This is a genomic window from Aeromonas sp. 1805 (assembly GCF_013085525.1).
GTDB lineage: Bacteria > Pseudomonadota > Gammaproteobacteria > Enterobacterales > Aeromonadaceae > Aeromonas > Aeromonas hydrophila.
Genome location: NZ_CP038515.1, coordinates 3707120 through 3731297, shown reverse-complemented (window position 1 = coordinate 3731297; position 24178 = coordinate 3707120). Strand labels below are relative to the sequence as shown.

Below are 24178 nucleotides of genomic sequence, written 5' to 3'. Positions count from 1 at the left end.
GGCAAGCAGAAGGTCGGTCCTCTGCTCACATAAGCAGGCCATTTTGTTAAAAATATGTATTGATTCCCGCAATGGGTGTCAGCCAACCCCATCGATTGGCGATAAAACGGCCAATCTCGTGGGCAATGCAGACTATGTTATTTATAGTTAATGCTCTTTTTGATTAAAATCATGAGGAATCAATCTGATAAGGGACAACATCCGGATGTTCTGGTCGAGCCTGTCTTGACTGCATAGACGCAGATACCAACCACAACACAGAGACCCACTATTATGCCAATCAGCTTAGGGCAAGCCTTTGCCAGGAACTTTCTGGGCAATGCGCCCCAGTGGTACAAGGCCGCTATTCTTCTATTCCTGCTGATCAACCCGATCGCCTTTTACCTCGATCCCTTCATCGCCGGCTGGCTGCTGGTCGTCGAGTTCATCTTCACTCTGGCCATGGCCCTCAAGTGCTATCCGTTGCAACCCGGCGGTCTGCTGGCCATTGAGGCGGTGCTGATCGGCATGACCTCGGCAGAGCAGGTCAAACATGAGCTGGTGGCCAATATCGAGGTACTGCTGCTGCTGGTCTTCATGGTGGCCGGCATCTATTTCATGAAGCAGCTGCTGCTCTATGTGTTTACCAAGCTGCTGATCCGGATCCACTCCAAGACTCTGCTTTCATTGGCATTTTGTCTAGTCTCCGCCTTCCTGTCAGCCTTCCTCGACGCCCTCACCGTGATCGCCGTGGTGATCAGCGTCGCCACCGGTTTCTACGCCATCTATCACAAGGTCTCTTCCGGCAAGGAGTTCGGCAACCCGCACGATCATACCGATGATGACGCTGTCAATGAACTCAATCGCCAACATCTGGACGACTTTCGCGCCTTCCTGCGCAGCCTGATGATGCATGCCGCCATCGGTACCGCCCTCGGCGGTGTCTGCACCCTGGTAGGAGAACCGCAGAACCTGATCATCGGCGAGCAGGCGGGCTGGAACTTCGGCGAGTTTGCCATTCGCATGTCTCCGGTCACGGTGCCGGTGTTCATCTGCGGCCTGCTCACCTGTGTTCTGGTCGAAAAGTGCCGCTGGTTCGGCTACGGCGCCAAGTTGCCGGACGCGGTACGCCGCATCATGGAAGATTACAACCGCTATGAAGAGGCCGGACGTACCACCCAGGACAAGGCCAAGCTCATAGTGCAAGCAGCGATCGCCCTCTGGCTGATCCTGGGGCTGGCCATGCACCTGGCGGCGGTGGGCCTCATCGGCCTATCGGTCATCGTGCTGGCCACCTCGCTCACCGGCATCACCGAGGAGCACTCTCTCGGCAAGGCATTCCAGGAGGCGCTGCCCTTTACCGCCCTGCTGGCCGTCTTCTTCAGCGTGGTCGCCGTCATCATCGATCAGCAGCTGTTCAAGCCGGTGATCCAGTGGGTGCTGGCCGCCGAGCCGGACGCCCAGCTCGCGCTCTTCTATCTGGCCAACGGCCTGCTCTCCATGGTCAGTGACAATGTCTTCGTCGGCACCGTCTACATCAACGAGGTGAAGACGGCGCTGCTCAACAATGCCATCAGCCGCGAACAGTTCGAACTGCTGGCCGTGGCCATCAACACCGGGACCAACCTGCCGTCGGTGGCCACCCCCAACGGCCAGGCCGCCTTCCTGTTCATGCTGACCTCGGCGCTGGCACCGCTGCTGCGCCTCTCCTACGGGCGCATGGTGTGGATGGCGCTGCCCTATACCCTGGTGCTGGGACTGGTGGGTTTCTTCTCGGTGGAGATGCTGCTCGGGCCGCTTACCGACTGGTTCTATCAGGCCGGCTGGCTGGTGCTCGACAACGTCACGCCGGCGGCGCTGCCCGCCCTGCATTGATACCATAAGGGCCCATGCGGGCCCTTTCCTTTTGGCCCCTGCTCTGCTCTAATTCAGCCACTGTTTTTTCTGTGAGATCAACCAGATGATAGAGTTTCTGCGCCGTATTGCCGCCCATCGCCTGGCCTGGAGTCTGCTTGCAGCCTCTGCCCTGTTCCTCGAGTTGAGCGCCCTCTTCTTCCAGCATGTGCTGGGCCTGCATCCCTGCGTCATGTGCGTCTATGAGCGGATCGCCACGCTGGGAGTCCTCACCGCAGGGCTGCTCGGCATGGTGGCACCGCAGAAATGGTACGTGCGCTGGAGCGCTCTGCTGCTATGGGGCTCCAGTGCCTTCTGGGGCCTGAAACTGGCGCTCAAGCATGTGGATTATCAGGTCAATCCCTCCCCCTTCAACGTCTGCGAAGGCTTTGTCGACTTCCCGAGCTGGGCGCCGCTGGATCAGTGGATCCCCTGGATGTTCTACCCGGATGGCGATTGCAGCGAGGTCACCTGGCAGTTCCTTAGCTTCTCCATGCCTCAGTGGCTGGTGGCCATCTTCGCCGCCTACCTGCTGGTGTTCGTCGTGGTGGCCATCGGTAATCTGGTCAAGGGTCGCTGCTGCAGCTAAGCCCGATTGCAGTGCAAATAAAGAAGGGAGCCAGCGGCTCCCTTCTTTTTTATGTCATTTCGCTTCATCAGCCAGGCAGCAGGGTGCTCAGGACGCCGCCTTGCTGGCGTTCATTCTGGCCTTCACCATGCCGATCACCATGGGCAGCAGCGAAATGCCGATGATGCCGAAGATGAGCAGGGTAAAGTTCTGACGCACCACCGGCAGATTGCCGAAGAAGTGGCCGGCATAGACGAATGAAAGGACCCACAACAGACCGCCCACCAGATTGAACGCCAGGAAGCGCGGGTAGGTCATGGCACCCATACCCGCCACGAAGGGCGCGAAGGTGCGCACGATGGGCAGGAAGCGGGTGATGATGATGGTCTTGCCGCCATGCTTGGCGTAGAAGGCATGGGTTTTATCCAGGTAATCCCGACGGAAGATCTTGGAGTCAGGATTGCGAAACAGCTGCTCGCCGAAGAAGTGACCTATGGTGTAGTTCACCACGTTGCCGAGTACCGCGGCGATGATCAGCACGACGGCCAGGGTATGCACATCCAGCACGCTGCCCACGGTGAGCGCACCGGCGGCAAACAGCAGGGAATCGCCCGGCAGGAAGGGGGTTACCACCAGTCCGGTCTCGCAGAAGATGATCAGAAACAGGATGGCGTAAACCCAGATCCCATAGTTTTCAAACAGCTCTTTCAAGTGCACGTCGACGTGCAGGATAAAATCAATCGCAAACAGGATCAGATCCATTTTTTCATACCCATAAAGTGAACGGCGTGGAGTCTACGCCAATGCATTGAGCGCCACAATCTCCCCCACCATGCTCTTTCTTATCACGCCCAAACACAACCGGCATGACACTTTTCATCAAATCGATGGCGATACAGCGGGCACGGCCAAGGCGGCCTACTCCCGCTCGGCGAGCGCCGCCCTCACGGCACCGGGCAGGCATAACTCCCAACCCCACAATAAGAGCAGCAGCAGGGTCGCATCGTCGAGCCAGCCAACAAATGGCACCACATCGGGGATGAGATCCAGCGGGCTGATGCCGTAGAGCAGGACCAGGATCACCAGCCCCCTGGCCCACCAGGGGGTATCGGGGTGACGAAAACCCCGATAGAGGCGGCGCAAACGCCGCCAGATCAGCCAGCGTCGGGCGCCCGGCAAGGCACTCAACTCTCGATCAACTCGTTGCGCAGCCGCTGGATCTGGTCCCGCAGCGCTGCCGCCTGCTCGAACTCCAGATCCCGTGCATGCTGGAACATCTGCTCTTCCATCCGCTTGATCTCCTTGCTGATCTCGCTGGCGGAGCGGGCATGGTACTCCCCTTGTGGCTCGGCGGCCTTGCGACTGCCCCGCCCGCTCTTGCCTGCACTGCGACTGCCTCCCATGTCCATCACATCGCCCACCGACTTGTTGAGCCCCGTCGGGGTGATGCCGTGTTCCTGGTTGTGGGCATGCTGCAGGGCGCGGCGCCGCTCGGTCTCTTCGATCGCCACCTGCATGGAGTTGGTGATGGTATCCCCGTAGAGAATGACCTTGCCGTTGAGGTTACGCGCCGCCCGGCCGATGGTCTGGATGAGGGAGCGGGTGGAGCGCAGGAAACCCTCTTTATCTGCATCCAGGATCGCCACCAGCGAGACCTCCGGCATATCGAGCCCCTCCCGCAGCAGGTTGATCCCCACCAGCACGTCGAACTTGCCGAGGCGCAGATCGCGAATGATCTCCACCCGTTCGACGGTGTCGATGTCCGAGTGCAGATAACGCACCCGCACCTCGTGATCCGCCAGGTATTCGGTCAGATCCTCCGCCATCCGCTTGGTGAGGGTGGTGACCAGCACCCGCTCCTCCACCGCCACCCGTTTGCGGATCTCGGAGAGCAGGTCGTCCACCTGGGTGGTGACCGGACGCACCTCGATCTCGGGGTCGAGCAGGCCGGTGGGGCGCACCACCTGCTGCACCACATCGCCACCGGACTTCTCCAGCTCGTAGGGGCCAGGGGTGGCCGAGACAAACACCGTCTGCGGCATCAGCGCCTCGAACTCGTCGAACTTGAGCGGCCGGTTGTCGAGCGCCGAGGGGAGCCGGAAGCCGTACTCCACCAGGGTCTCCTTGCGGGATCTGTCCCCTTTGAACATAGCGCCGATCTGCGGCACCGTGACGTGGGATTCGTCGATGATGAGCAGGCCATCCCCCGGCAGATAGTCAAACAGGGTGGGCGGCGGCTCGCCGGGCGCGCGACCGGAGAGGTAACGGCTGTAGTTCTCGATGCCAGAGCAGTAGCCCAGCTCCTGCATCATCTCGATGTCGAACTGGGTACGCTGGCTGATGCGTTGCTCCTCCACCAGCTTGCCCAGCGACAACAGCTGCTCCCGGCGGCTCTTGAGCTCCTCCTTGATGTGCTCGATGGCCCCCAGGATGGTCTCGCGCGGGGTGGCATAGTGGGTCTTGGGATAGATGGTGTAGCGCACCACCGTCTGCTCGATGGCACCGGTCAGCGGATCGAACAGGGAGAGGCGCTCCACCTCTTCATCAAACAGCTCCACCCGCAGGGCCAGCTTGTCCGATTCGGCGGGGTAGATGTCGATCACCTCCCCTCGCACCCGGAAGGTGCCGCGCTGAAAGGCCATGTCGTTGCGGGTGTACTGCAGCTCGGCGAGACGGCGCAGGATATCCCGCTGATTGATCAGGTCCCCCACTTTCAGGTGCAGCATCATGCTGAGGTAGGCTTGCGGATCCCCCAGACCGTAGATGGCCGACACCGAGGCGACGATCACCACGTCGCGACGCTCCAGCAGTGCCTTGGTGGCCGACAGCCGCATCTGCTCGATGTGATCGTTGATGGAGGCATCCTTCTCGATGAAGGTGTCGGTGGTCGGCACATAGGCTTCTGGCTGATAGTAGTCGTAGTAGGAGACGAAATACTCCACCGAGTTGTCGGGGAAAAACTCCTTCATCTCGCCATAGAGCTGGGCCGCCAGGGTCTTGTTGGGAGCCAGGATCATGGTAGGGCGATTGAGGGTGGCGATGACGTTGGCCATGGTGAAGGTCTTGCCCGAGCCGGTCACCCCGAGCAGGGTCTGATGGGCAAGGCCGGATTCGATGCCATCGAGCAGCTGGGCGATGGCCCTTGGCTGATCCCCGGCGGGTTGAAACTGGCTGGCCAGCTGGAATAACTTGCTCATGACGACTCCCGGCAAAAAAACGCAAGAGCAGAAGTGTACTCCGAGATGGGGTGGGCTGGGTATCCACTCTGCCGGAAGAAGCGACTATTGACCTCGAAATACGACCTCTGTATGATGCTCCTCCTTGCCTGATGTTCCCCCGTAGTTCAGTCGGTAGAACGGCGGACTGTTAATCCGTATGTCACTGGTTCAAGTCCAGTCGGGGGAGCCAATCTCCTCACCATCTCGGTGCAAGTTATCCACTTTAGTGCTTTCCTCTGCCAATTTTAATGCACAAGCCGCCTCCCGCGGTGACGCCTCCCTTTTGATTCCTCATCCGCCCCGGCAGCGTTTTGTTCTGCTGCGTCTAACTATTTGATTTTTATAGAAACAATTTATCTCAGGTATTTTTTGAACAGTCCTTGCAGCCCAGTATTGGCGCGGGATACAGCCTGATCACCAAGTTTCATAAACAGGGTTATCCACAGATTCTGTGGGTAAGTAGAGCAAAGCCAATGACGGCCTAGGCTGGCAGGCCATTGCCAGCAACGGGCGATGTTTTTCCCTGCCGACCTGATTTTCTGCTGTTTTTGGTCACCCCCCTGAATGGGTTGCCATCGCCGCCGACAGATGCCTTTTGCAGATATCTTTTCGCCATCCCGCACAACATGGGTCACTCCCTCTCGACACCCACCGATCGGCTCCCGGACTCATGCCATCCCCTTCAGTCAGATGTGCTGAAAAACCAGGAAACCGCCCAGCCAAACAGCAGAGAATAAATTTTCAAGCAGAGCGGAAAGACGAGGATCACAGATAGCAGGAATCACTAATTGACAGCGGGGCTGGCAGAGGGAAATAGAGGTCATCACCGCACCCGCCCCGCAGTTTCCCTCACACAGGCGAGTCGCGTGGCGGGTTAGTGCCGATTAATCCTCCTTTGACGCTTCTTTATTGGTGAGGGATCCGGCACAATATCGGCCCCACTTTTTTCCTCGGTTTTTCCGGGCATGACCATAGATTTTGTGACACTGCTACATCAAAGCGACTCCCTGCTGCTGTTCGTGGTATTGGCCTTCGGCCTGCTGCTCGGTAAAGTCAGGTTCGGCAACTTCCAGATCGGCAACACCATCGGCGTGCTCTTTACCGCCCTGCTGTTCGGCCAGATGGGCTTCGAATTCACCGCCACCACGGAGAACGTCGGCTTCATGCTGTTCATCTTCTGCGTGGGGATCGAAGCGGGACCGCACTTCTTCAGCGTCTTCCTGCGTGACGGCATCCACTACATCACCCTCACCCTGGTGATCCTGCTGACCGCCCTCTTCCTCACCGTGGGGCTGGCCAAGTTCTTCAACCTGGGGCCGGGCATGGCGGCCGGCATCCTGGCCGGCTCGCTCACCTCGACCCCGGCGCTGGTGGGCGCGCAGGATGCCCTGCGCAGCGGCCTGCTCAACCTGCCCCATCAGACCGACATGCAGTCGGTGCTCGACAACATGGGCATCGGCTATGCGTTGACCTATCTGGTGGGGCTGGTCGGCCTGATGCTGGTGGTGCGCTACCTGCCTTCGCTGGCACGGCTCGACCTCAACACCGAGGCGCAGAAGATCGCCCGTGAGCGCGGCCTCTCCGACAACGAGAGCCGCAAGACCTACCTGCCCATCATCCGTGCCTACCGGGTCGGCCCGGAGCTGGCGGCCTGGATTGGCGGCCGCACCCTGCGTGAGACCGGCATCTACCCCCACACCGGCTGCTACGTGGAGCGGATCCGCCGCAACGGCATCCTGGCGAGCCCGGATGGCGATGCCGTCATCCAGGAAGGGGACGAGATCGCCCTGGTGGGTTACCCAGAGAGTCACGAGAAGCTCGACGTCAACTACCGCAACGGCAAGGAGGTGTTCGATCGTAACCTGCTTGACCTGCAGATCGTCACCGAAGAGATAGTGGTGAAAAACGATGCGGTGGTGGGTCGCCATCTGGTGGAGCTCAACCTCACCGAGAAGGGCTGCTTCCTCAATCGGGTGGTGCGCTCCCAGATCGAGATGCCCTTTGATCGCAACATCATGCTGCAAAAGGGCGACGTGCTGCAGATCAGCGGCGAGAAGCAGCGGGTCAAGCTGCTGGCCAACAAAATCGGCTTCATCAGCATCCACAGCCAGACCACGGATCTGGTGGCCTTCACCACCTTCTTCGTGCTGGGGCTGCTGATAGGCTCCGTCTCCCTGGTGTTCGGCCAGCTCGAATTTGGGCTGGGCAACGCCGTTGGCCTGCTGCTGGCGGGGATCCTGATGGGCTACCTGCGCGCCAACCACCCCACTGTCGGCTATGTGCCACCGGGCGCCCTGCGTCTGGCCAAGGATCTCGGCCTGGCGGTGTTCATGGTGAGCACCGGCCTCAAAGCCGGCGGCGGCATTCTGGATCACCTGAGCCAGGTCGGTGCCGTGGTGCTCTTCTCCGGCATGCTGGTGACCACCCTGCCGGTGCTGGTGGGCTACCTGTTCGGGGTCTGGGTGCTGAAGATGAACCCGGCCCTGCTGCTCGGCGCCATCACGGGGGCCCGCACCTGCGCCCCGGCCATGGACGTGGTGAACGAGGCGGCCAACAGCTCCATCCCGGCGCTCGGCTATGCCGGCACCTATGCGGTGGCCAACGTCATGCTGACCCTGGCGGGCTCCTTCATCATCGGCTTCTGGTTCTAGCGCCAACGGCCTGCACAGCACCAAGTACACCAACTCAAGGGGAGCAGCTATGGCTCCCCTTTTCGTTTATGCCGCTCTCCTTTTTGCCTAAGCCCCATCGCCTCGCTCCCGCAGGATAGGGCCTATCGTGCTATGCGCCCCTCACCGACCAAACCCAATGAGCTAAAGCGCCCGCCCCATGCCGCTTACACTCAATGAAACACACGAGGGCATCGTCATGATACGGTTATGGATCCTTCTGGGCTGGCTGCTGTGCGGCCCGCTGCAGGCCGCCACCGCAGCGCAAACCTCCCCCGCAGAGGAAACCGAGCCCGAGCCGGCCGCCCTGGCCTTCAGCAGCGACCAGCTGGCCCAGCCCCTGCTTGGCGATCTCGATGCCATGCTGGCACGGCGCACCATCCGGGTGCTCACCACCTACAACAAGACCGGCTATTTCATCTACAAGGGGGTGCAGCGGGGCGTCACCTACGACGCCTTCATCGAGGTGGAGAAGCGGCTCAACGAGCAGTTGCGCAAGCAAAAGAGCCTCAAGCGCCATCTCAAGCTGCATCTGGTCTTCATCCCGGTAGCGCGCGAAGCCCTGCTGGAAGCCCTCATCGCGGGCAAGGGCGACATCGCCGCCGCCAATCTCACCATCACCGAGCGGCGCAAACTGCAGGGGGTGCTCTTTACCGATCCTCTGCTGGAGAACGTGCGGGAGCTGCTCATCTCGGGGCCGGCCTCCCCCAAGGTGGAGAGCGCCGCCGATCTGGCCGGCCAACGGATCTACGTGCGCCCCTCCTCCAGCTACTTCGAGAGCCTCACGGCCTACAACCAGGCCCGCAAGGCCGCGGGAGAGCCGCTTGTCGATATCCAGCCCGCCCCGGAGGCGCTGGAAGATGAAGATCTGGTGGAGATGGTCAATGCCGGCCTGCTGCCCTTCATCGTCATGGACGAACACAAGGCCCGGTTCTGGCAGAAGATCTTCCCCGCCATCCGCATCCATGAGCAGCCGGTGTTCCGCCAAGGGGGGTCATCGCCTGGGCGGTGCGCAAGGAGAGCCCGCAACTGCGGGCCATGCTCAACGAGCAGATAGCCGCCCTGCGCGGCAAACACAGTGGCGACGCCATCCTGGCCCGCTATCTCAAGCAGAACAAGTTCGTCAAGAGCGCCGCCGCCGACGCCGAGCGCCAGAAGTTTCTGCAGGTGGTGGATCTGTTTCGCGAATATGGCGAGAAATACGAGGTGGACTGGCTGCTGATGGCGGCCCAGGGCTATCAGGAGTCGGCCCTCAATCACAAGGCGCGCAGCCACGTCGGCGCCATCGGCATCATGCAGATCATGCCCGCCACCGGCAAGGGGCTCAAAGTGGGCGACATCCGCCAGCTCGAGCCCAACATCCACGGCGGCGTCAAATACATGCGCTGGATGATCGACCACTACTATGCAGACGAACCCATGACGGCCCTCGACAAGGCGCTCTTCTCGTTCGCCTCCTACAACGCCGGCCCTGCCCGGGTGACACGGCTGCGTACCGAGGCCAAGAAACGGGGGCTGGATCCCAACGTCTGGTTTCACAACGTCGAGTACGTGGCGGCGGAGAAGATAGGGCCGGAGACGGTCACCTACGTCGGCAACATCTACAAGTACTACATCGCCTACAAGCTGGTGATGGAGCAGTTGCAGCGCAGGCAGCAGGCGACCGAGGCCATCAAGCAGCAGGGCACCGGCGGCGACCAGGTCTCCGCCGCCCCCGCATCACAGGGATAAGCCAGCCCGTCATCCGCGAGGCGCCCCCTCTGACGGGGAGCCTCGCGCCTTTTCAGGCGTTGCCGCAGTACCATCCTGACCTCCTTCAGCCCCGTCATGGCCCACCTCACCCCATCGTGACCAGAATGAACACAATGACCACAACAGCCTTAATAGCCATTACGGTCAGATTGTTTGCCGACCAATCACGATTAATTAACCTTCCCGCAACAATCACAAGGAGTACACCATGTTGCAAGGAACCCTCAAACGCACGTTGCTCTGCTGCCTGCTGGGCGCCAGCCTCGGCGCTCAGGCCAAGATCGACGAAATCCACTTCCTCATTCCGGGCGGCGCCGGCGGCGGCTGGGACAACACCGCCCGCGGCACCGGCGAGGCGCTGACCAAATCCGGCCTCATCACCACCGCCTCCTACCAGAACATCTCGGCCGGTGGCGGTGCCAAGGCCATCGCCCACCTCATCGAGACCTCGGCCCAGTCCGACAAGACCCTGATGGTCAACTCCACCCCCATCATCGTCAAATCCCTCTCCAAGGAGCTGCCGCAATCGTTCCGGGATCTCACCCCGGTAGCCGCCATCATCGCCGACTACCAGGCGCTGGCCGTGCCGCTGGACTCCCCCTATCAGAGCTGGCCCCAGCTGCTGGCCGCCTATCAGGAGAATCCCGCCAAGGTGAAGATTGCCGGCGGCTCCGCCCGTGGCAGCCTGGATCATCTGGTGGCGGCCATGACCTTCAAGAATGCCGGGGCCGATGCCGGCAAGCTGCGCTACGTGGCCTATGACGCCGGCGGCAGCGCCATGGCGGCGGTGCTGGCGGGGGAAACCCAGGTGCTCTCCACCGGCTTTGGCGAGGCGATGGAGGCGGTCAAGTCGGGCCAGATGCGGATCCTCGGCATGACGGCCCCGACGCGGATGCCGGATGCGAGCGAGGTGCCCACCTTCAGCGAGCAGGGCAACCCCACTGTCTTTGCCAACTGGCGCGGCTATTTCGCCTCCCCTGCCGTCAGCGCCGACAAGTCGGCCGAATTCGCCGCCCTGCTCAAGCAGATGTATGACAAGCCGGAGTGGGAGACGGTCCGCGCCCGCAACAACTGGACCAATCTCTACCAGGCCGGCCCCGAGTTCACCGCCTTTCTGATCCAGCAGGAGCAGCAGATCGGCGGCCTGATGCGCGAACTCGGCTTCATCAAGTAATCCCACTGTCGGCGGGCCTGGCCCGCCCATCGGAGTCATCCCATGCACCTGACCAAGGAGCGACTCGGGGGGCTGCTGTTTTTGCTGCTCTCCCTCGCCTACGGCTATCACGCCACCCAGATCCCCGGCTACCCCGGGGACGAATATGAACCCTTCACCGCCAGCACCCTGCCCTATGCCCTGGCCGGCGCCGGCGCCCTGCTCTCCCTGCTGCTGATCTGCTTTCCGGGCGGCGAGCGGCTGCAGCGGGAGAGCGGCAACTGGCGACTGGTGTTTGCCCTGCTACTGCTGATGCTGGTCTACGGCCTGGCCCTTGGCTGGCTCGGTTTTCTGGTCGCCACCACCCTGTTTCTCATCGGCGGGATCCGACTGATGGGCGAGCAGAGCCTCGCCTTCGCCTGCAAGGTGAGCCTGCCGTTCACCCTCATCTTCTGGGCCCTGCTCACCAAGGGGCTCAACGTCTACCTCGAGCCGGGCCGGCTGTTCACCCAGTTGCTGGGATAAGGAGAACCCATGTTAGACGGCATTTTGCAAGGACTGGGCACCGCCATGATGCCCATCAACATCTTCATGGTGATCGTCGGCTGTTTCGTCGGCACCTTCATCGGCATGCTGCCGGGCCTTGGGCCCGTCACCGCCATCGCCCTGATGATCCCCATCACCTACGGGCTGGATCCTGCCTCCGGCATCATTTTGATGGCCGGGGTCTATTACGGCTCCATGTTTGGCGGCTCCACCTCCTCCATCCTGATCAACACTCCGGGCTGCTCCGCCAGCATGATCACCGCCATCGACGGCTATCCGCTGGCCTGCAAGGGGCAGGCGGGCAAGGCGCTGGCCATCGCCGCCTACGCCTCCTTCACCGGCGGCACCCTGTCGGCCATCTTCCTGATGGTGGCGGCGCCGCTGCTGGCCAAGGTCTCCCTCTCGTTCCAGTCGGCGGACTACTTCGCCCTCATGGTGCTGGGGCTCTCGGCGGTGGCGGCCTTTGCCGGCAAGGGCCAGGTGCTCAAGGCGCTGATCATGGCGCTGTTCGGCATCATGCTCTCCACCGTCGGCATCGACCGCAGCGTCGGGGTGGACAGGTTCACCTTCGGCCTGCCGGACTTGCGCGACGGCTTCTCCTTCCTGCTGCTGGCCATGGCCACCTTCGCCCTGGCGGAGATCCTGATGGCGGTGCTGCGCCCGGGCAAGGACACCAGCAAGGAGGAGGCGCGCAAGATCCAGCAGCTCGGCTCCCTCAAGCTGAGCAGGGACGAGGTCAAGGAGATAGCGCCCCCCATCGCCCGCTCCTCGGTGATGGGTTTCCTCATCGGCGTGCTGCCGGGGGCAGGTGCCACCATCGCCTCCTTCATGGCCTATGGCGCCGAGCGCAACTTCGCCAGCAAGCGCAGGCAGGAGGAGTTCGGCAAGGGCAGCCTGACCGGCATCGCCGCACCGGAGGCGGCCAACAACGCCGCCTCCAGCGGGGCCTTCGTGCCGCTGCTGACCCTGGGGATCCCGGGCTCCGGTACCACGGCGCTGATGCTGGGGGCCCTCATCGCCTACGGCATCCAGCCGGGCCCGCGCCTGTTCATGGAGCACCCGGACGTGTTCTGGTCGGTGATCATCTCCATGTACCTGGGCAACGTGGTGCTGCTGATCCTCAACCTGCCGCTCATCCCTTATCTGGCCAAGATCCTGCAGGTGCCGCGCCCCGTGCTCATCCCCATGGTGCTGCTGTTTTCGCTGATCGGGGTCTATCTGGTCTCCTTCAACACCATGGACATCTATGTGATGGCGCTGGTGGCGCTGATCGCCATCGGCCTGCGCCTGCTGGACTTCCCCATGGCGCCCATGCTGCTCGGCTTCATTCTGGGGGGAATGCTGGAGGACAACCTGCGCCGGGCCCTGGTGATCAACGACGGCTCCCTGAGCTTCCTGTGGGAGCGCCCCATCACCCTCGCCTTCACCCTGGTCACCCTGGTAATGCTGCTGTTGCCGGTGTGGCAGTGGTGGCAGGCACGCCGCGCACCGGCCGCCACACTGCAATCCGAGCCGAGCTGAGTTGGCGCATCCCACGCAGCAAAAGAGCGCCGACAGGCGCTCTTTTTATTGGCAAGACGAGATAGGGGTTTATTCCATTCAGGGCTGGCGATAACGCCGCTCCGGCCGGCCCACGGTGCCGTACTCCAGTTCCGGGCTCGCCAGCTGCTGGCCCACCAGAAACTCCAGATAGCGGCGCGCCGTGGTGCGGCTCACCCCGACCCGACCGCCGATCTCCTCGGCGCTGGCTCCCTGCGACCCCAGCGCCGCCAGCACCCGCTGCAGGGTGAGTCCGTCGATCCCCTTGGGCAGGCCGCCCGCCGCCACCTGCTGCAACGGTGTCCCCAGCAGGGCATCCACCGCCTGCTGATCGATGTCGGCCAGCGCCGCCAGGACGGCGCGGTTCTGGCAATATTTGTCGAGGGTATCGCGCAACCGCTCGAACACCACAGGCTTGAGGATGAAATCCACCACCCCGAGCCGCATTGCCTCCTGCAGGGCGCCGGCCTCCCGCGCCGCGGTGAGCAGTATCACGTCGAGGGAAGCCCCCGCCTGGCGCAGCTCCCGCAGCAGGACAAATCCCTCGCCATCGGGCAGCCAGACGTCCAGCAGCACCAGATCGGGCTTGAGGATCTCTATCTGCTCTCTGGCATCGAACAGGGTGAGCGCCACCCCCAGCACTTCGAAACCCGCCAGCCGCTGCACGAAGCGGCGGTGGATCTCGGCAATGGCCGGGTCATCCTCGACGATCAGGATCTTGATCACTCACACCTCCTTGGGAATGTAACAGACGACGCAACTCCCCTGCGCCGTGGCTTCGATGATGATGGTCCCCTGCAGGGCATCCAGGGTCTTGCACACCAGCGCGAGGCCGATGCCGTGATCCGGCTCCGCCTTGCTGCTGACACCCCGCTCGAACAACCTGTCCGCCAGCGCGGGATCGATCCCCCCGCCCCGTCTTCCACCTCCAGGATCAGATCCTGGCCAAGATCGCTCAGCGCCACCCGTACCGGCTGGTAGGGGGCGCCGTGGCGACGGGTCGCCTCGAAGGCATTGTCGATGAGATTGCCCAGTACCGTCACCAGCTGGGAGCCGCTGACGCGAAGGGGAATGTCGTGCAGGCGGGAGTCCGGGTCCACCTCCAGCACCAGCCCCAGCTCGTGAGCCCTGTGGTATTTGCCGAGCAGCAGGCCGGCCACCTTGGGCTTGGCGATGGCGCTCAGCAGGAAGCTGAGCAGGCTCTGCTCGGTGGCCGCCTCCCGCCCGATGAAGGCAAGCGCCTCGCGGGTGGCCCCGAGCTCGATGAGCCCGGCGATGGTGCCGAGCTGGTTGTGGTGTTCGTGGGTCTGCACCCGCAGCAGATCGCTGTAGGCCTGCACCTGGGAGAGCTGGGCGCTCAGTTCGGCCAGCTCGTCCTTGCGCCGAAAGCTCGATACCGCGCCGATCAGCTTGCCATCGCGCACCAGCGGCAGCCGGTTGACGATGAGGGACTGGCCGTTGAGCACTATCTCCTCGTCAAACTGCGGGCGCGGATCCTGAATGAGGGAGAGCATGCGACTCTCCGGCAGCAGCCGGGTGACGGGCTGGCCGATGGCGGCCCGGGCCGTCTGCTCGTCAAGGCGCAGCAGGCGGATACCATTTGGGTTGAGGGAGGTGAGCCGACCCTGCTCGTCGATGGTGAGGATCCCCTCGCGCACGGTGCGCAGGGTGCAGTCGAGTTCGGCATAGAGGCGGCCGATCTGCTCGGGCTCGAAGCCAAGGATGGCACGTTTGTAACGGCGGGCCAGCCAGGCGGCGGCCAGGCTGTTGAGCAGCACGATGAGCAGGGTCATGGCGAGGCCGAAACGCAGGAAACCCTGCAGGTCCGCCTCGATATCCCGCACCAGATAACCGACCGACACCACCCCGATGATCTGGCCGAGCTCATCGCGGATGGGGCTCTTGCCGCGCACCGAGACCCCGAGGGACCCTTGCGCGCGGGAGATATAGGCCTCCCCCTGCAGCGCCCGCCTCGGATCATCCCCCATCATGGGCTGGCCGATTCGGTCCGCATTGGGGTGCACCAGCCGGCGCGCATCTTTATCGCCGATGACGATGTAGCTGGCGCCGACCTCGGCGCGGATCCGCTCCACCAGCACATTGAGGCGGGCGGTGTCGGCCTGCTTCACTCCGGCCAGCACGCCCGGTTCGCGGGCCACCAGCCGCGCCACGTCGAGGGCCTGATCCCCCACCTCGCGGTAGCGCTGCTCGGACACATAGTAGTAACTGGCCCCGCTCAGCAGCACCAGCTGCAGCAGACTGACCAGACAGAGCATGAGGAGGATGCGTCCTTGCAACCCCAGCTTCATGCCTCCTTGTCGCCTCGCAACAAGTCGAGCAGTAGGCTGCCGTCGCGCAGGGCCTTGTGCACCTGCACCGAGGTGGGCTTGGTGGGATCTTCGTAGAAGTGGGTGGACTCAATCTGCAGCCGCACCAGGTATTCGGCCGGCAATTGGCTTGCCAGCGACTGGTGCAGCATGGGGAACAGCAGCCGATCGGCGCGGGTGATTTCCCCTCCCAGCAGCAGCTTGCCCGGATTGAGCAGGCAGATGAGGTTGGAGAGCACCCGGGAGAGCCGCCCCGCCGCCTGATGGAGGATGTCCTGACAGAGGCTGTTGCCCGCCAGCGCCAGCTCGCACAGTTCGCGGATGGTGACGCTCTCGGGCAGATCGTACTCCTGCATCCGCTCGCGCAGATCCCGGTACTGGGCTTCGAGCGCCTGATTGGTCACCAGGGTGCAGGCACAGCCAAAGCCGCCGCAATAACAGCGCTGACCGTAGGGCTCGAGCTGCAGGTGGCTGAGATCGCCGAGCAGGGCCGACTCGCTCTCGATGAGCTGGCCGTTGACCACCATGCCGACCCCGATGTCGTTGTGCACGAACACCAGCACCGCATCGGCGCAGTTCTTGGCGGCGCCCCACTCACGCTCGGCCTGGATCCAGGTGCGCACGTCGCCACTCACCAGCACGGGGACCGCGAAGGCCTCCTGCAGGGTGGGACCGAGCGGCCAGTTGCGCAGATCGTAGAAGGGGAAGTGCTTGACCATGCCGGAGTGGCGCTCCACCTGGCCCGGCAGACAGAGGGCGATGCAGGCGAGGCGCAGCGCCTTCTTGGGCAAGAAGCCCTCGATGGCCCGCACCAGGCTGGCCAGCAGGTCGGCGCGCTCCCCTTCGCTGAAGACATGGCGATGACGGGCGAGCGAGCGGCCGGCCAGATCGAACAGCGCCATGTCCACATAACCGCGACCAAGGCGCATGGAGAGAAACTGGAAGCGGCGCTCGTTGATGCGCAGCAGGGTCTGGCGGCGACCGCGTCCCACCGAGCTCTCGCCACAGGTGACCACCAGGCCGCCGTCGAGCAGCTCGCGGGTGATCTTGGTGATGCTGGCAGGCGAAAGGCCGGTCAAGCGGGAGAGATCGGTACGGGACAGCTCCTTGTGCTCCTCCAGGCTGGCGTAGACCAGGCCATAGTTGAGCTGACGGATCAAATCGATACTGCCTTTCACGATCTCATTCATAGGGTACGGGGCAAGGGCTGACACAGAGGGGGCAATTTTCACATATTATTGGTCAATCCCCAAATTAAGTGCGGCCTGAACCGGGGTTCAGGCCGCATCTTGTGAGGGACATCCCCTCTTGTCACCCCATCAGTAGCGGAACTGGGAGACCAGCTTGCGCAGTTTGTCGCCGGTGCTGGCGAGATCGCGGGTGGTGCTGTTGGACTCGACCGCCGCGTCGGTCAGCTCGCTGACGATCTGCTGAATGGCCACCAGGTTCTTGTTGATCTCCTCGGAGACCGCGTGCTGCTCCTCGGCGGCAGTGGCTATCTGGATGTTCATGTCGTTGATGGTGCTGACCGCCATCACCATGCTGTCGAGGGAGGTGGCGATGTGGCTCGCCTCCTGCACCGTCTCCTGGCTGCGCTCTTCGCTCGCCTGCATCACGTCCACCGCCTGTTTCACCCCGCCCTGCAGGCGCTGCAGCATCTCGTTGATCTCCTTGGTGCTCTGCTGGGTGCGACCGGCGAGCGAGCGGACTTCGTCCGCCACCACCGCAAAGCCGCGCCCCTGCTCGCCGGCCCGGGCCGCCTCGATGGCGGCGTTGAGCGCCAGCAGGTTGGTCTGCTCGGCAATGCCGCGAATGACCTCCACCACGGATCCTATCTTGGCGGTCTCCTGCGCCAGCTGCTCGATGACGCCGGAGGCGGTGTGCACCTCGCCCACCAGCCGGTTGATGCTGTTGATGGCGGTGCCCACCACCCCGCGTGCGGCATCGGATTCGCGCGCCGCGTCGCTGGTGGCGGTGGCTGCGTTGGAGGCGCTGGCCGCCACTTCCTGGGCGGTGGAGCTCATCTCGGTCACCGCGGTGACCACCTGATCGGTCTCCCGGCTGTGGCCGTGCATCTGGTGGTCATAGTGCTCGCTCAGGTGGTGCAGCTTCTCCACCGCGCTGAACAGGTGATTGCTGGTCTCCCCCACCTGGCTCACCACCGACTGGATCCGCGTCACGAAGCGATTGAAGGCGGTAGCCAGCTGACCAATCTCGTCATGGCTCTGCACCTTGAGGCGCTGGGTCAGATCCCCCTCCCCGTCGGCGATGTCGTTGAGGGCCGAGACCGCGTCCGCCAGCGGCCGGGTGACCCGGTTGCCGATCACCACGGTGGCGGCTAGGGTCACCCCCAGGATCACCAGGATCAGCAGCACGCTGCTCTGCAGCGAGTCGCGCATGTTGCTCTCGCGCTCGGTGCGCAGCACCGCCAGCTCGTTGTCGATGTCGTCGATATAAAAACCGGTGCCGATGACCCACTGGTACTTGTCGAGCACCAGGTTGAAGGAGAGCTTGGGGGCATCCCGGCCGATGGAGGGCTTGGCGGTCCAGTACTCGGAGAAGCCATCCCCCTGGCGCGCCGCCTTGACGATCTCCTGGATCAGCAGCTTGCCCTTGGCATCCTTGTCCTGCCAGCGGTTCTTGCCTTCCATCTCGGGGCGGGTGGGCAGCAGTATGGTGTTGCCCTGGAAGTCGTAGACGAAGAAGTAGCCGTCACTGCTGTAGCGCAATGGCCGCAGGATCTCGGTGACCTGCTTGCGCGCTTCCGGGCTGTCTGGCTGGTTGTAGGCCGTGTCGACGGCCGTCTTGGCGAGCATCAGGTAGCTGCTGAGCAACGCCTTGCGATCCTTGATGGCATTTTCTCGCGCCACCACCAGATCGGCTTCCAGGTCACTCTTTGAAATCATGTAATTGCTGAGATTGACCACCAGGGCCATCAGGAGCACGGGGACGGCTCCCAACAACAGAATTTTCTGCTTTAGCGTCATCTTTCACATCCTTGCAGCTATTTTTATGGGCGTTCCGTTCCTACCAGACCAGTATAGGATGCTGGTCGACGGGGACCCGCTTTCGCTACAATCCCCGCCCTCTATATCTATCGACTCTGATGGCCAGACACATGAACAAATGTCCTTGCGGTTCAACTCTTTCTCTCGAATTGTGCTGTGGATCACTGCATCGGGGAGCCGCCGCCCAGACCCCGGAGCAGCTGATGCGCTCACGCTACAGCGCCTTCGTGCTGGGATTGGGGGAGTACCTGGTGCACAGCTGGCACCCTGACTATCTAGGGGATCTGACTGCGGAGCAGCTCTCCCAGACCGACACCCAATGGGACGGGCTCGAGATCATCGCCAGCCAGGGCGGCCCCGATGACACCCTCGGCATGGTGGAGTTCAAGGCCTGGTTCATGGAAGGTGAAGAGCGCCACTGCCTGCATGAGCGCTCCCGCTTCGTGCGCCATCAGGGGCGCTGGGTCTACACCGACGGCGAGCAGGATCCGGCGCCGCTGCGGGTGGGGCGCAATGACCCCTGCCCCTGCGGCAGCGGCAAGAAGTTCAAGAAGTGCTGCGGCTGAACGCCGTGACTCGTGTCGACAGAGGGGGCCCGGCGGCCCCCTCTGCTGTTGCTGGAGTGTGACAACAATCACGATTTGCTCATTAACCCCCCTCATATTGAGCGTTTGCGAACATTAACTTGGCCCATATCAAACATTTTCGCCCAGAGACAGGCCACACTGGCACCATCTGGAAGAGATGAGACGGGCAAGAATGAAAAGAATAACCACACAAGTCGTCATCATAGGGGGTGGCGCCACCGGAGCCGGCATCATGCGCGATTGCGCACTGCGCGGCATCGACTGCATCCTGCTTGAGCGGGACGACATCGCCGCCGGCACCACGGGCCGCAACCACGGCCTGCTCCACTCCGGCGCCCGCTACGCGGTGACGGATCAGGAGTCCGCCCGCGAGTGCATTCAGGAGAACCGCATCCTCAAGCGGATCGCCAGCCACTGCGTCGAGGACACCGGCGGCCTCTTCATCACCCTGCCGGAAGATGACATCAATTTTCAAAATACCTTCATGGACGCCTGTGCCCTGGCCGGCATCGACGCCCGCCAGCTGGATCCCGCCGATGCGCTGCGCCTCGAACCCAACGTCAACCCGGCGCTGATCGGCGCCATCCAGGTGCCGGACGGCACGGTCGATCCGTTCCGCCTGGCCGCCGCCAACGTGCTGGATGCCAAGGAGCACGGCGCCCGCATCTTCACCCACAGCAAGGTGCTCGGGCTTTTGCGCACCCAGGATCGGGTTCACGGGGTCAAGGCGATCAACACCCGCACCGGTGAAGCGTTCGAGGTGGAGTGCCAGGAGGTGATCAACGCCGCCGGCATCTGGGGCCAGCAGATCTGCGAATACGCCGATCTCGGCATCCGCATGTTCCCGGCCAAGGGATCCCTGCTCATCATGGATTACCGCATCAACCAGCTGGTGCTCAACCGCGCCCGCAAACCGGCGGACGCGGACATCCTGGTGCCGGGCGATACCATCTCCCTCATCGGCACCACCTCGAGTCGCATCGATTACCACAAGATTGACCAGCTCACCGTCGAGCCTGAAGAGGTGGAGGTGCTGCTGCGCGAGGGGATCAAGCTCGCCCCCATCATGGCCCGTACCCGTCTGCTGCGCGCCTACGCTGGCGTTCGCCCGCTGGTGGCGGTGGATGGTGACGAGTCCGGCCGCAACATCAGCCGTGGCATAGTGCTGCTGGATCACGCCGAACGTGACGGTCTCAAAGGGTTCAACACCATCACCGGCGGCAAGCTGATGACCTACCGGCTGATGGCCGAATGGGCCACCGATCTGCTGGCCAAGAAGCTTGGCAACAGCAAGCCCTGCCGCACCGCTGAACTGAGCCTGCCCGGCTCGCGGGATCCGGAGAAGGTCTCCGCCCCCGGCCTCTCGGTGCCAGCCGAAGGCTCGGCCCAGTACCGCCACGGCGAGCGGGTCATCGCCTTCTTCCGCGACAATCCCAAGGCCAACGCCCTCATCTGCGAGTGCGAGATGGTCACTGCCGGCGAGATTGAATACGCCCTGCGCGAGCTGGATGTGGACAACCTGGTGGATCTGCGCCGCCGCACCCGTCTGGGCATGGGCCCCTGTCAGGGGGAGCTGTGCGCCTATCGCGCCGCCGGTCTGATGCAGGAGTATGGCAAGGCCGACGGCCGTCAGGCCTGCGTCATGCTGCGCCAGTTCCTGGAAGAGCGCTACAAGGGCACCCGGCCGGTGCTGTGGGGCGATGCCCTGCGCGAAGCCGAATTTACCTACTGGATCTACGAGGGGCTGTTCGGCCTTGGCGAGTGGACGGCCCCCCACCTGGTGGCCGAGCCGCCCTTCCCGCTCGATGCCAGCACCGCAAACCCCACCAAGGAGCGCAGCCATGAAATTTGACAGCATCGTGATCGGCGGCGGCATGGCAGGCCTCTCGGCGGCCCTGCGCCTGGCCGAGGCCGGCCAGAAGACCCTGCTGATGGCCTCCGGCCAGAGCGCCCTGCACTTCTCCTCCGGCTCGGTCGATCTGCTGGAGAGCGAAGGGGATCCCCGCGCCGCTCTGCCCGCCTTTATGGCCGCCAACCCCGAGCATCCCTACAACAAGGTGGGGCTGACCCATATCGCGGCGAGCCTCGATGATCTGCAGCGCCACTGCGCCGCGCAGGGATTGCCGCTGTTTCGCCAGGAGCGCAACCACCAGCGGCTGACCCCCATCGGCACCCTCAAAGCCACCTGGCTCTCCCCCGACACCTGCGCCTGTGTGACCGATGCGCCGGCCCCCGACGCCATCCTGCTGGCGACCCTGGAGGGATTTCGCGACTTTCACCCCGAGCTCGCGGCCGCCAACCTGGCGACCCACACCCGCTTCGCCCACTGCCGCATCCTGACCGGGGAGCTCCGCCTGCCCCAGCTGGCCGAGTTCAGCCGTAATCCCCACGAGTTTCGCTCCGCCGACATCGCCCGCCTGTTCGACAAGCAGGGCAATGGCCAGCGTGACCTGCTGACGGATCTGGCCCGCGAGATCAGCCGCCTGGTACAGGAGAGTGGTGAGCCGCGCTGCCATCACCTGGTGCTGCCCGCCTGCCTGTCACTGGGGCTGGTCGGCCCGCGCCTGGCGGAGCTGGAGCAGCGCACCGGTTGCATCATCAAGGAGGTGGCTACCATGCCGCCGTCACTCATCGGCATGCGGATGCAGGAGGCGCTCAAGCGCCGCTTCATGGCCCTTGGTGGCACCTTCCTCACCAGCGAGCGGGTGCTGGGCGCCCGCTATGACGGTGACCGGGTGATTGGCGTGCACAGCCAGAATGGTGACGATCAGCTGTTCGAGGCGGACCACTTCGTGCTCGCCTCCGGCAGCTTCTTCAGCCGCGGGCTGGAGTCCCGCCTGCGCGGCATTCGCGAGCCGATCTTCAACGCCGATGTGCTGAGCCTGCCCGAGCGCGACGCCTGGGCCGGCCGCCGCCTGTTCGACCACCACCCCTTCATGGGCTTCGGGGTCAAGACCGACGACAAGCTCAGGGTGCTGCGTGGCGGCAAGCCGCTCACCAACCTCTACGGCGCCGGCAGCGTGCTGGCGCACTACGATCCCATCAAGGAAGGTTCCGGCTCCGGCGTGGCAGTTGCCACCGGCTGGCAGGCTGCCGGTCACATTTTGAGTTCAGCCCAATGATGATTTTGTCCCATATCCCGTGCCTTCACACCCAACGGGAGGAGAACTGACATGCTACTGGATCATGCCAACCAAACTTTCGATCAGTGCATCAAATGCACCGTCTGTACCGCCTACTGCCCGGTGGCCAAGGCCAACCCGGCCTACCCCGGCCCCAAGCAGGCGGGCCCGGATGGCGAGCGGCTGCGCATCAAGAGCCCGGAGCTCTTTGACAGCGCCCTCAAGTACTGCACCAACTGCAAGCGCTGCGAAGTGGCCTGCCCGAGCGGGGTGCGCATCGGCGACATCATCGCCAAGGCCAAGCACCAGTACAGCGGCTTCAAGCCGGGGATCCGCGAGTTCGTGCTCTCCCATACCGATCTGATGGGCAGCATGTCCACCCTGATGGCCCCGGTGGTCAACTTCACCACCGGCCTCAAGCCGATGAAGCTGGTGCTGGACAAGGCGCTGGGGGTCTCCTCCCACCGCGACCTGCCCAAGTACTCCCAGGGCACCTTCCGCGGCTGGTACAAGAAGCAGAAAGCGAGTCAGGCCCGCTTCGAGCGCCAAATCGCCTACTTCCACGGCTGCTACGTCAACTACAACCACCCGCAGCTCGGCAAGGAGCTGGTGCAGGTGCTCAACGCCATGAACATCGGCGTCCAGCTGCTGGAGCGGGAGAAGTGCTGCGGCGTGCCGCTGATTGCCAACGGCTTCATGGACAAGGCCAAGCAGCAGGCTGCCTTCAACATCAAGCAGCTGGAGAACACCCTGCTCGGCAACGAGATGCCGCTGCTGGCCACCTCCTCCACCTGCGGCTTCACCCTGCGCGACGAATATCCCCACCTGCTGGAGCAGGACAACCACAAGGTGCGCGATCGCATCTCGCTGGTGACCCGCTTCCTGTGGAACGAGTTCTACAAGGGCAACAAGCCGGCGATGAAGCCGCTCAATCTGCACATCGCCTACCACACCCCCTGCCACATGGAGAAGATGGGCGGCGTCATCTATACCCTCGAGCTGCTGCGCGCCATCCCAGGGGTCAAGGTGACTGTGCTCGACTCCCAGTGCTGCGGCATCGCCGGCACCTACGGCTTCAAGTCGGAGAACTATCAGACCAGCCAGGCCATCGGCGAAGGACTGTTTGATCAGATAAACCGGCTCAAGCCTGATCTGGTCATCACCGACTGCGAAACCTGCAAATGGCAGATCGAGATGAGCACACCGTTCCCTTGTGAACACCCCATCCACCTGCTGGCCAAAGCCTTGGCGTGAGATGAGCACCTTCGTATCCGCTTGCGAGCTCCCATCCACCTGAGGGCCCGCTCGGCAAATACCAGATAGAAAAAGAGCCGGCAATTGCCGGCTCTTTTTACTGGATCATCGTTCGAATAGACCATGGTATCCATGGACAGTCCTCTGATTGAATCCGGCAATCAGGGGATCATCATGGCTCCCTTCCCTGAATTTAATAATGCATATCTATTCACAGAAATTTTCTATCCCTAAATGAATACGGCTCGCGCCATTTGACGCACATTCCCTTGCAGGACGCGGGCTGGCGGGCCATGGCCGCCACGGTGCGTGGTGCACCGCATTAACAATGATGCAATAAGTTGAGTTTCCTCATAATTTAACCGGGATCTCATTTCCGCTTGTTGCCTGCTCCGACAATTGATCTAGCGCAATCCCGCTCCCGATAAATCATCATTCGTTTTACCCATTTGGTAATATCCAGCTCGAGCAATCGCATAAACACATGGGTTTTATTCACTAATAACAATTAATCGGCCTGCCTGCTCCTGCCTAGTGCGGGGGCTGATGCCCACATCCAGGAT

At 62.8% G+C, this 24178-nt stretch carries 16 protein-coding genes, 1 tRNA gene and 2 pseudogenes; 12 read left to right on the top strand and 7 right to left on the bottom strand.

Going from position 1 to position 24178, the window contains the following annotated elements; translation table 11 throughout:
* Positions 1–273: 273 nt before the first annotated feature.
* On the top strand, positions 274–1854 hold the full coding sequence (nhaB, locus tag E5E96_RS17485) for a Na(+)/H(+) antiporter NhaB (RefSeq protein WP_171282709.1): 1581 nt from the start codon (positions 274–276) through the stop codon (positions 1852–1854).
* Positions 1855–1939: 85 nt separating this feature from the next.
* Entirely contained in the window at positions 1940–2461 is a 522-nt protein-coding gene (gene dsbB / locus E5E96_RS17480) for a disulfide bond formation protein DsbB (RefSeq protein ID WP_016350563.1), read from the top strand.
* Positions 2462–2548: 87 nt separating this feature from the next.
* Here the strand turns inward: dsbB and E5E96_RS17475 are convergent, their stop codons facing one another.
* The 3 genes from E5E96_RS17475 to uvrB all read right to left on the bottom strand — a co-directional run bounded on the left by E5E96_RS17475 (position 2549) and on the right by uvrB (position 5637).
* Entirely contained in the window at positions 2549–3202 is a 654-nt protein-coding gene (locus E5E96_RS17475; protein ID WP_171282708.1) for a DedA family protein, read from the bottom strand.
* Positions 3203–3358: 156 nt separating this feature from the next.
* Positions 3359–3628, bottom strand: coding sequence for a YkvA family protein (locus E5E96_RS17470; RefSeq protein ID WP_011706280.1), 270 nt, complete (start codon positions 3626–3628; stop codon positions 3359–3361).
* Positions 3625–5637 carry an excinuclease ABC subunit UvrB gene (gene uvrB, locus E5E96_RS17465; RefSeq protein WP_029303152.1) on the bottom strand — a complete coding sequence of 671 codons (2013 nt, stop codon included), beginning with the start codon at positions 5635–5637 and terminating at the stop codon, positions 3625–3627. The genes E5E96_RS17470 and uvrB overlap by 4 nt, the downstream gene beginning before the upstream one ends.
* Positions 5638–5772: 135 nt before the next feature.
* Between uvrB and E5E96_RS17460 the strand changes: the two genes are divergently transcribed.
* The 6 genes and pseudogenes from E5E96_RS17460 to E5E96_RS17435 all read left to right on the top strand — a co-directional run bounded on the left by E5E96_RS17460 (position 5773) and on the right by E5E96_RS17435 (position 13299).
* Positions 5773–5848: transfer RNA gene (locus E5E96_RS17460), tRNA-Asn, on the top strand.
* A 775-nt stretch (positions 5849–6623) separates the two neighbouring features.
* Positions 6624–8309 carry an aspartate:alanine antiporter gene (locus E5E96_RS17455; RefSeq protein WP_011706282.1) on the top strand — a complete coding sequence of 562 codons (1686 nt, stop codon included), beginning with the start codon at positions 6624–6626 and terminating at the stop codon, positions 8307–8309.
* 217 nt (positions 8310–8526) lie between these two features.
* Positions 8527–10058 (top strand): annotated as a pseudogene (locus E5E96_RS17450) (transporter substrate-binding domain-containing protein).
* A 229-nt stretch (positions 10059–10287) separates the two neighbouring features.
* On the top strand, positions 10288–11253 hold the full coding sequence (locus E5E96_RS17445; RefSeq protein WP_029301042.1) for a tripartite tricarboxylate transporter substrate binding protein: 966 nt from the start codon (positions 10288–10290) through the stop codon (positions 11251–11253).
* 42 nt (positions 11254–11295) lie between these two features.
* Complete coding sequence (locus tag E5E96_RS17440; protein WP_101616047.1) at positions 11296–11757, top strand: tripartite tricarboxylate transporter TctB family protein; 462 nt, start codon at positions 11296–11298, stop codon at positions 11755–11757.
* A 9-nt stretch (positions 11758–11766) separates the two neighbouring features.
* Positions 11767–13299 (top strand): tripartite tricarboxylate transporter permease, encoded by a 1533-nt coding sequence (locus E5E96_RS17435; RefSeq protein ID WP_171282707.1) that lies wholly within the window; start codon positions 11767–11769, stop codon positions 13297–13299.
* Between the two features lie 78 nt (positions 13300–13377).
* Here the strand turns inward: E5E96_RS17435 and E5E96_RS17430 are convergent, their stop codons facing one another.
* From E5E96_RS17430 to E5E96_RS17415, 4 genes and pseudogenes are all read right to left on the bottom strand, one after another.
* Positions 13378–14043: a response regulator gene (locus tag E5E96_RS17430; RefSeq protein WP_171282706.1), complete on the bottom strand. Its 666-nt coding sequence runs from the start codon at positions 14041–14043 to the stop codon at positions 13378–13380.
* Positions 14044–15626: pseudogene (locus E5E96_RS17425) on the bottom strand (ATP-binding protein).
* The gene (locus E5E96_RS17420) at positions 15623–16834 is read right to left on the bottom strand and encodes an ROK family transcriptional regulator (protein WP_024944477.1); all 1212 of its coding nucleotides are present in this window, start codon (positions 16832–16834) and stop codon (positions 15623–15625) included. The pseudogene E5E96_RS17425 and the gene E5E96_RS17420 overlap by 4 nt, the downstream one beginning before the upstream one ends.
* Positions 16835–16963: 129 nt before the next feature.
* Positions 16964–18631: a methyl-accepting chemotaxis protein gene (locus E5E96_RS17415; RefSeq protein WP_171282705.1), complete on the bottom strand. Its 1668-nt coding sequence runs from the start codon at positions 18629–18631 to the stop codon at positions 16964–16966.
* Positions 18632–18750: 119 nt separating this feature from the next.
* Between E5E96_RS17415 and E5E96_RS17410 the strand changes: the two genes are divergently transcribed.
* From E5E96_RS17410 to glpC, 4 genes are all read left to right on the top strand, one after another.
* The gene (locus E5E96_RS17410; protein ID WP_367396504.1) at positions 18751–19218 is read left to right on the top strand and encodes a YchJ family protein; all 468 of its coding nucleotides are present in this window, start codon (positions 18751–18753) and stop codon (positions 19216–19218) included.
* A gap of 193 nt (positions 19219–19411) precedes the next feature.
* A complete protein-coding gene (gene glpA, locus E5E96_RS17405; protein ID WP_024944479.1) occupies positions 19412–21091 on the top strand; it encodes an anaerobic glycerol-3-phosphate dehydrogenase subunit A in 1680 nt (559 codons plus the stop codon).
* Positions 21081–22361 carry a glycerol-3-phosphate dehydrogenase subunit GlpB gene (gene glpB / locus E5E96_RS17400; RefSeq protein WP_016350550.1) on the top strand — a complete coding sequence of 427 codons (1281 nt, stop codon included), beginning with the start codon at positions 21081–21083 and terminating at the stop codon, positions 22359–22361. Before glpA ends, glpB begins: the two co-directional genes overlap by 11 nt.
* Before the next feature lie 51 nt (positions 22362–22412).
* The gene (gene glpC / locus E5E96_RS17395) at positions 22413–23615 is read left to right on the top strand and encodes an anaerobic glycerol-3-phosphate dehydrogenase subunit GlpC (protein ID WP_016350549.1); all 1203 of its coding nucleotides are present in this window, start codon (positions 22413–22415) and stop codon (positions 23613–23615) included.
* Positions 23616–24178 lie beyond the last annotated feature (563 nt).

Excerpts from the sequence above, each read along its gene's own strand:
- nhaB (WP_171282709.1), top strand. The coding sequence starts at position 274 with ATGCCAATCAGCTTAGGGCAAGCCTTTGCCAGGAACTTTCTGGGCAAT.
- dsbB (WP_016350563.1), top strand. The coding sequence starts at position 1,940 with ATGATAGAGTTTCTGCGCCGTATTGCCGCCCATCGCCTGGCCTGGAGT.
- E5E96_RS17475 (WP_171282708.1), bottom strand. The coding sequence starts at position 3,202 with ATGGATCTGATCCTGTTTGCGATTGATTTTATCCTGCACGTCGACGTG.
- uvrB (WP_029303152.1), bottom strand. The coding sequence starts at position 5,637 with ATGAGCAAGTTATTCCAGCTGGCCAGCCAGTTTCAACCCGCCGGGGAT.
- E5E96_RS17455 (WP_011706282.1), top strand. The coding sequence starts at position 6,624 with ATGACCATAGATTTTGTGACACTGCTACATCAAAGCGACTCCCTGCTG.
- E5E96_RS17445 (WP_029301042.1), top strand. The coding sequence starts at position 10,288 with ATGTTGCAAGGAACCCTCAAACGCACGTTGCTCTGCTGCCTGCTGGGC.
- E5E96_RS17440 (WP_101616047.1), top strand. The coding sequence starts at position 11,296 with ATGCACCTGACCAAGGAGCGACTCGGGGGGCTGCTGTTTTTGCTGCTC.
- E5E96_RS17435 (WP_171282707.1), top strand. The coding sequence starts at position 11,767 with ATGTTAGACGGCATTTTGCAAGGACTGGGCACCGCCATGATGCCCATC.
- E5E96_RS17420 (WP_024944477.1), bottom strand. The coding sequence starts at position 16,834 with ATGAATGAGATCGTGAAAGGCAGTATCGATTTGATCCGTCAGCTCAAC.
- E5E96_RS17415 (WP_171282705.1), bottom strand. The coding sequence starts at position 18,631 with ATGACGCTAAAGCAGAAAATTCTGTTGTTGGGAGCCGTCCCCGTGCTC.
- E5E96_RS17410 (WP_367396504.1), top strand. The coding sequence starts at position 18,751 with ATGGCCAGACACATGAACAAATGTCCTTGCGGTTCAACTCTTTCTCTC.
- glpA (WP_024944479.1), top strand. The coding sequence starts at position 19,412 with ATGAAAAGAATAACCACACAAGTCGTCATCATAGGGGGTGGCGCCACC.
- glpB (WP_016350550.1), top strand. The coding sequence starts at position 21,081 with ATGAAATTTGACAGCATCGTGATCGGCGGCGGCATGGCAGGCCTCTCG.
- glpC (WP_016350549.1), top strand. The coding sequence starts at position 22,413 with ATGCTACTGGATCATGCCAACCAAACTTTCGATCAGTGCATCAAATGC.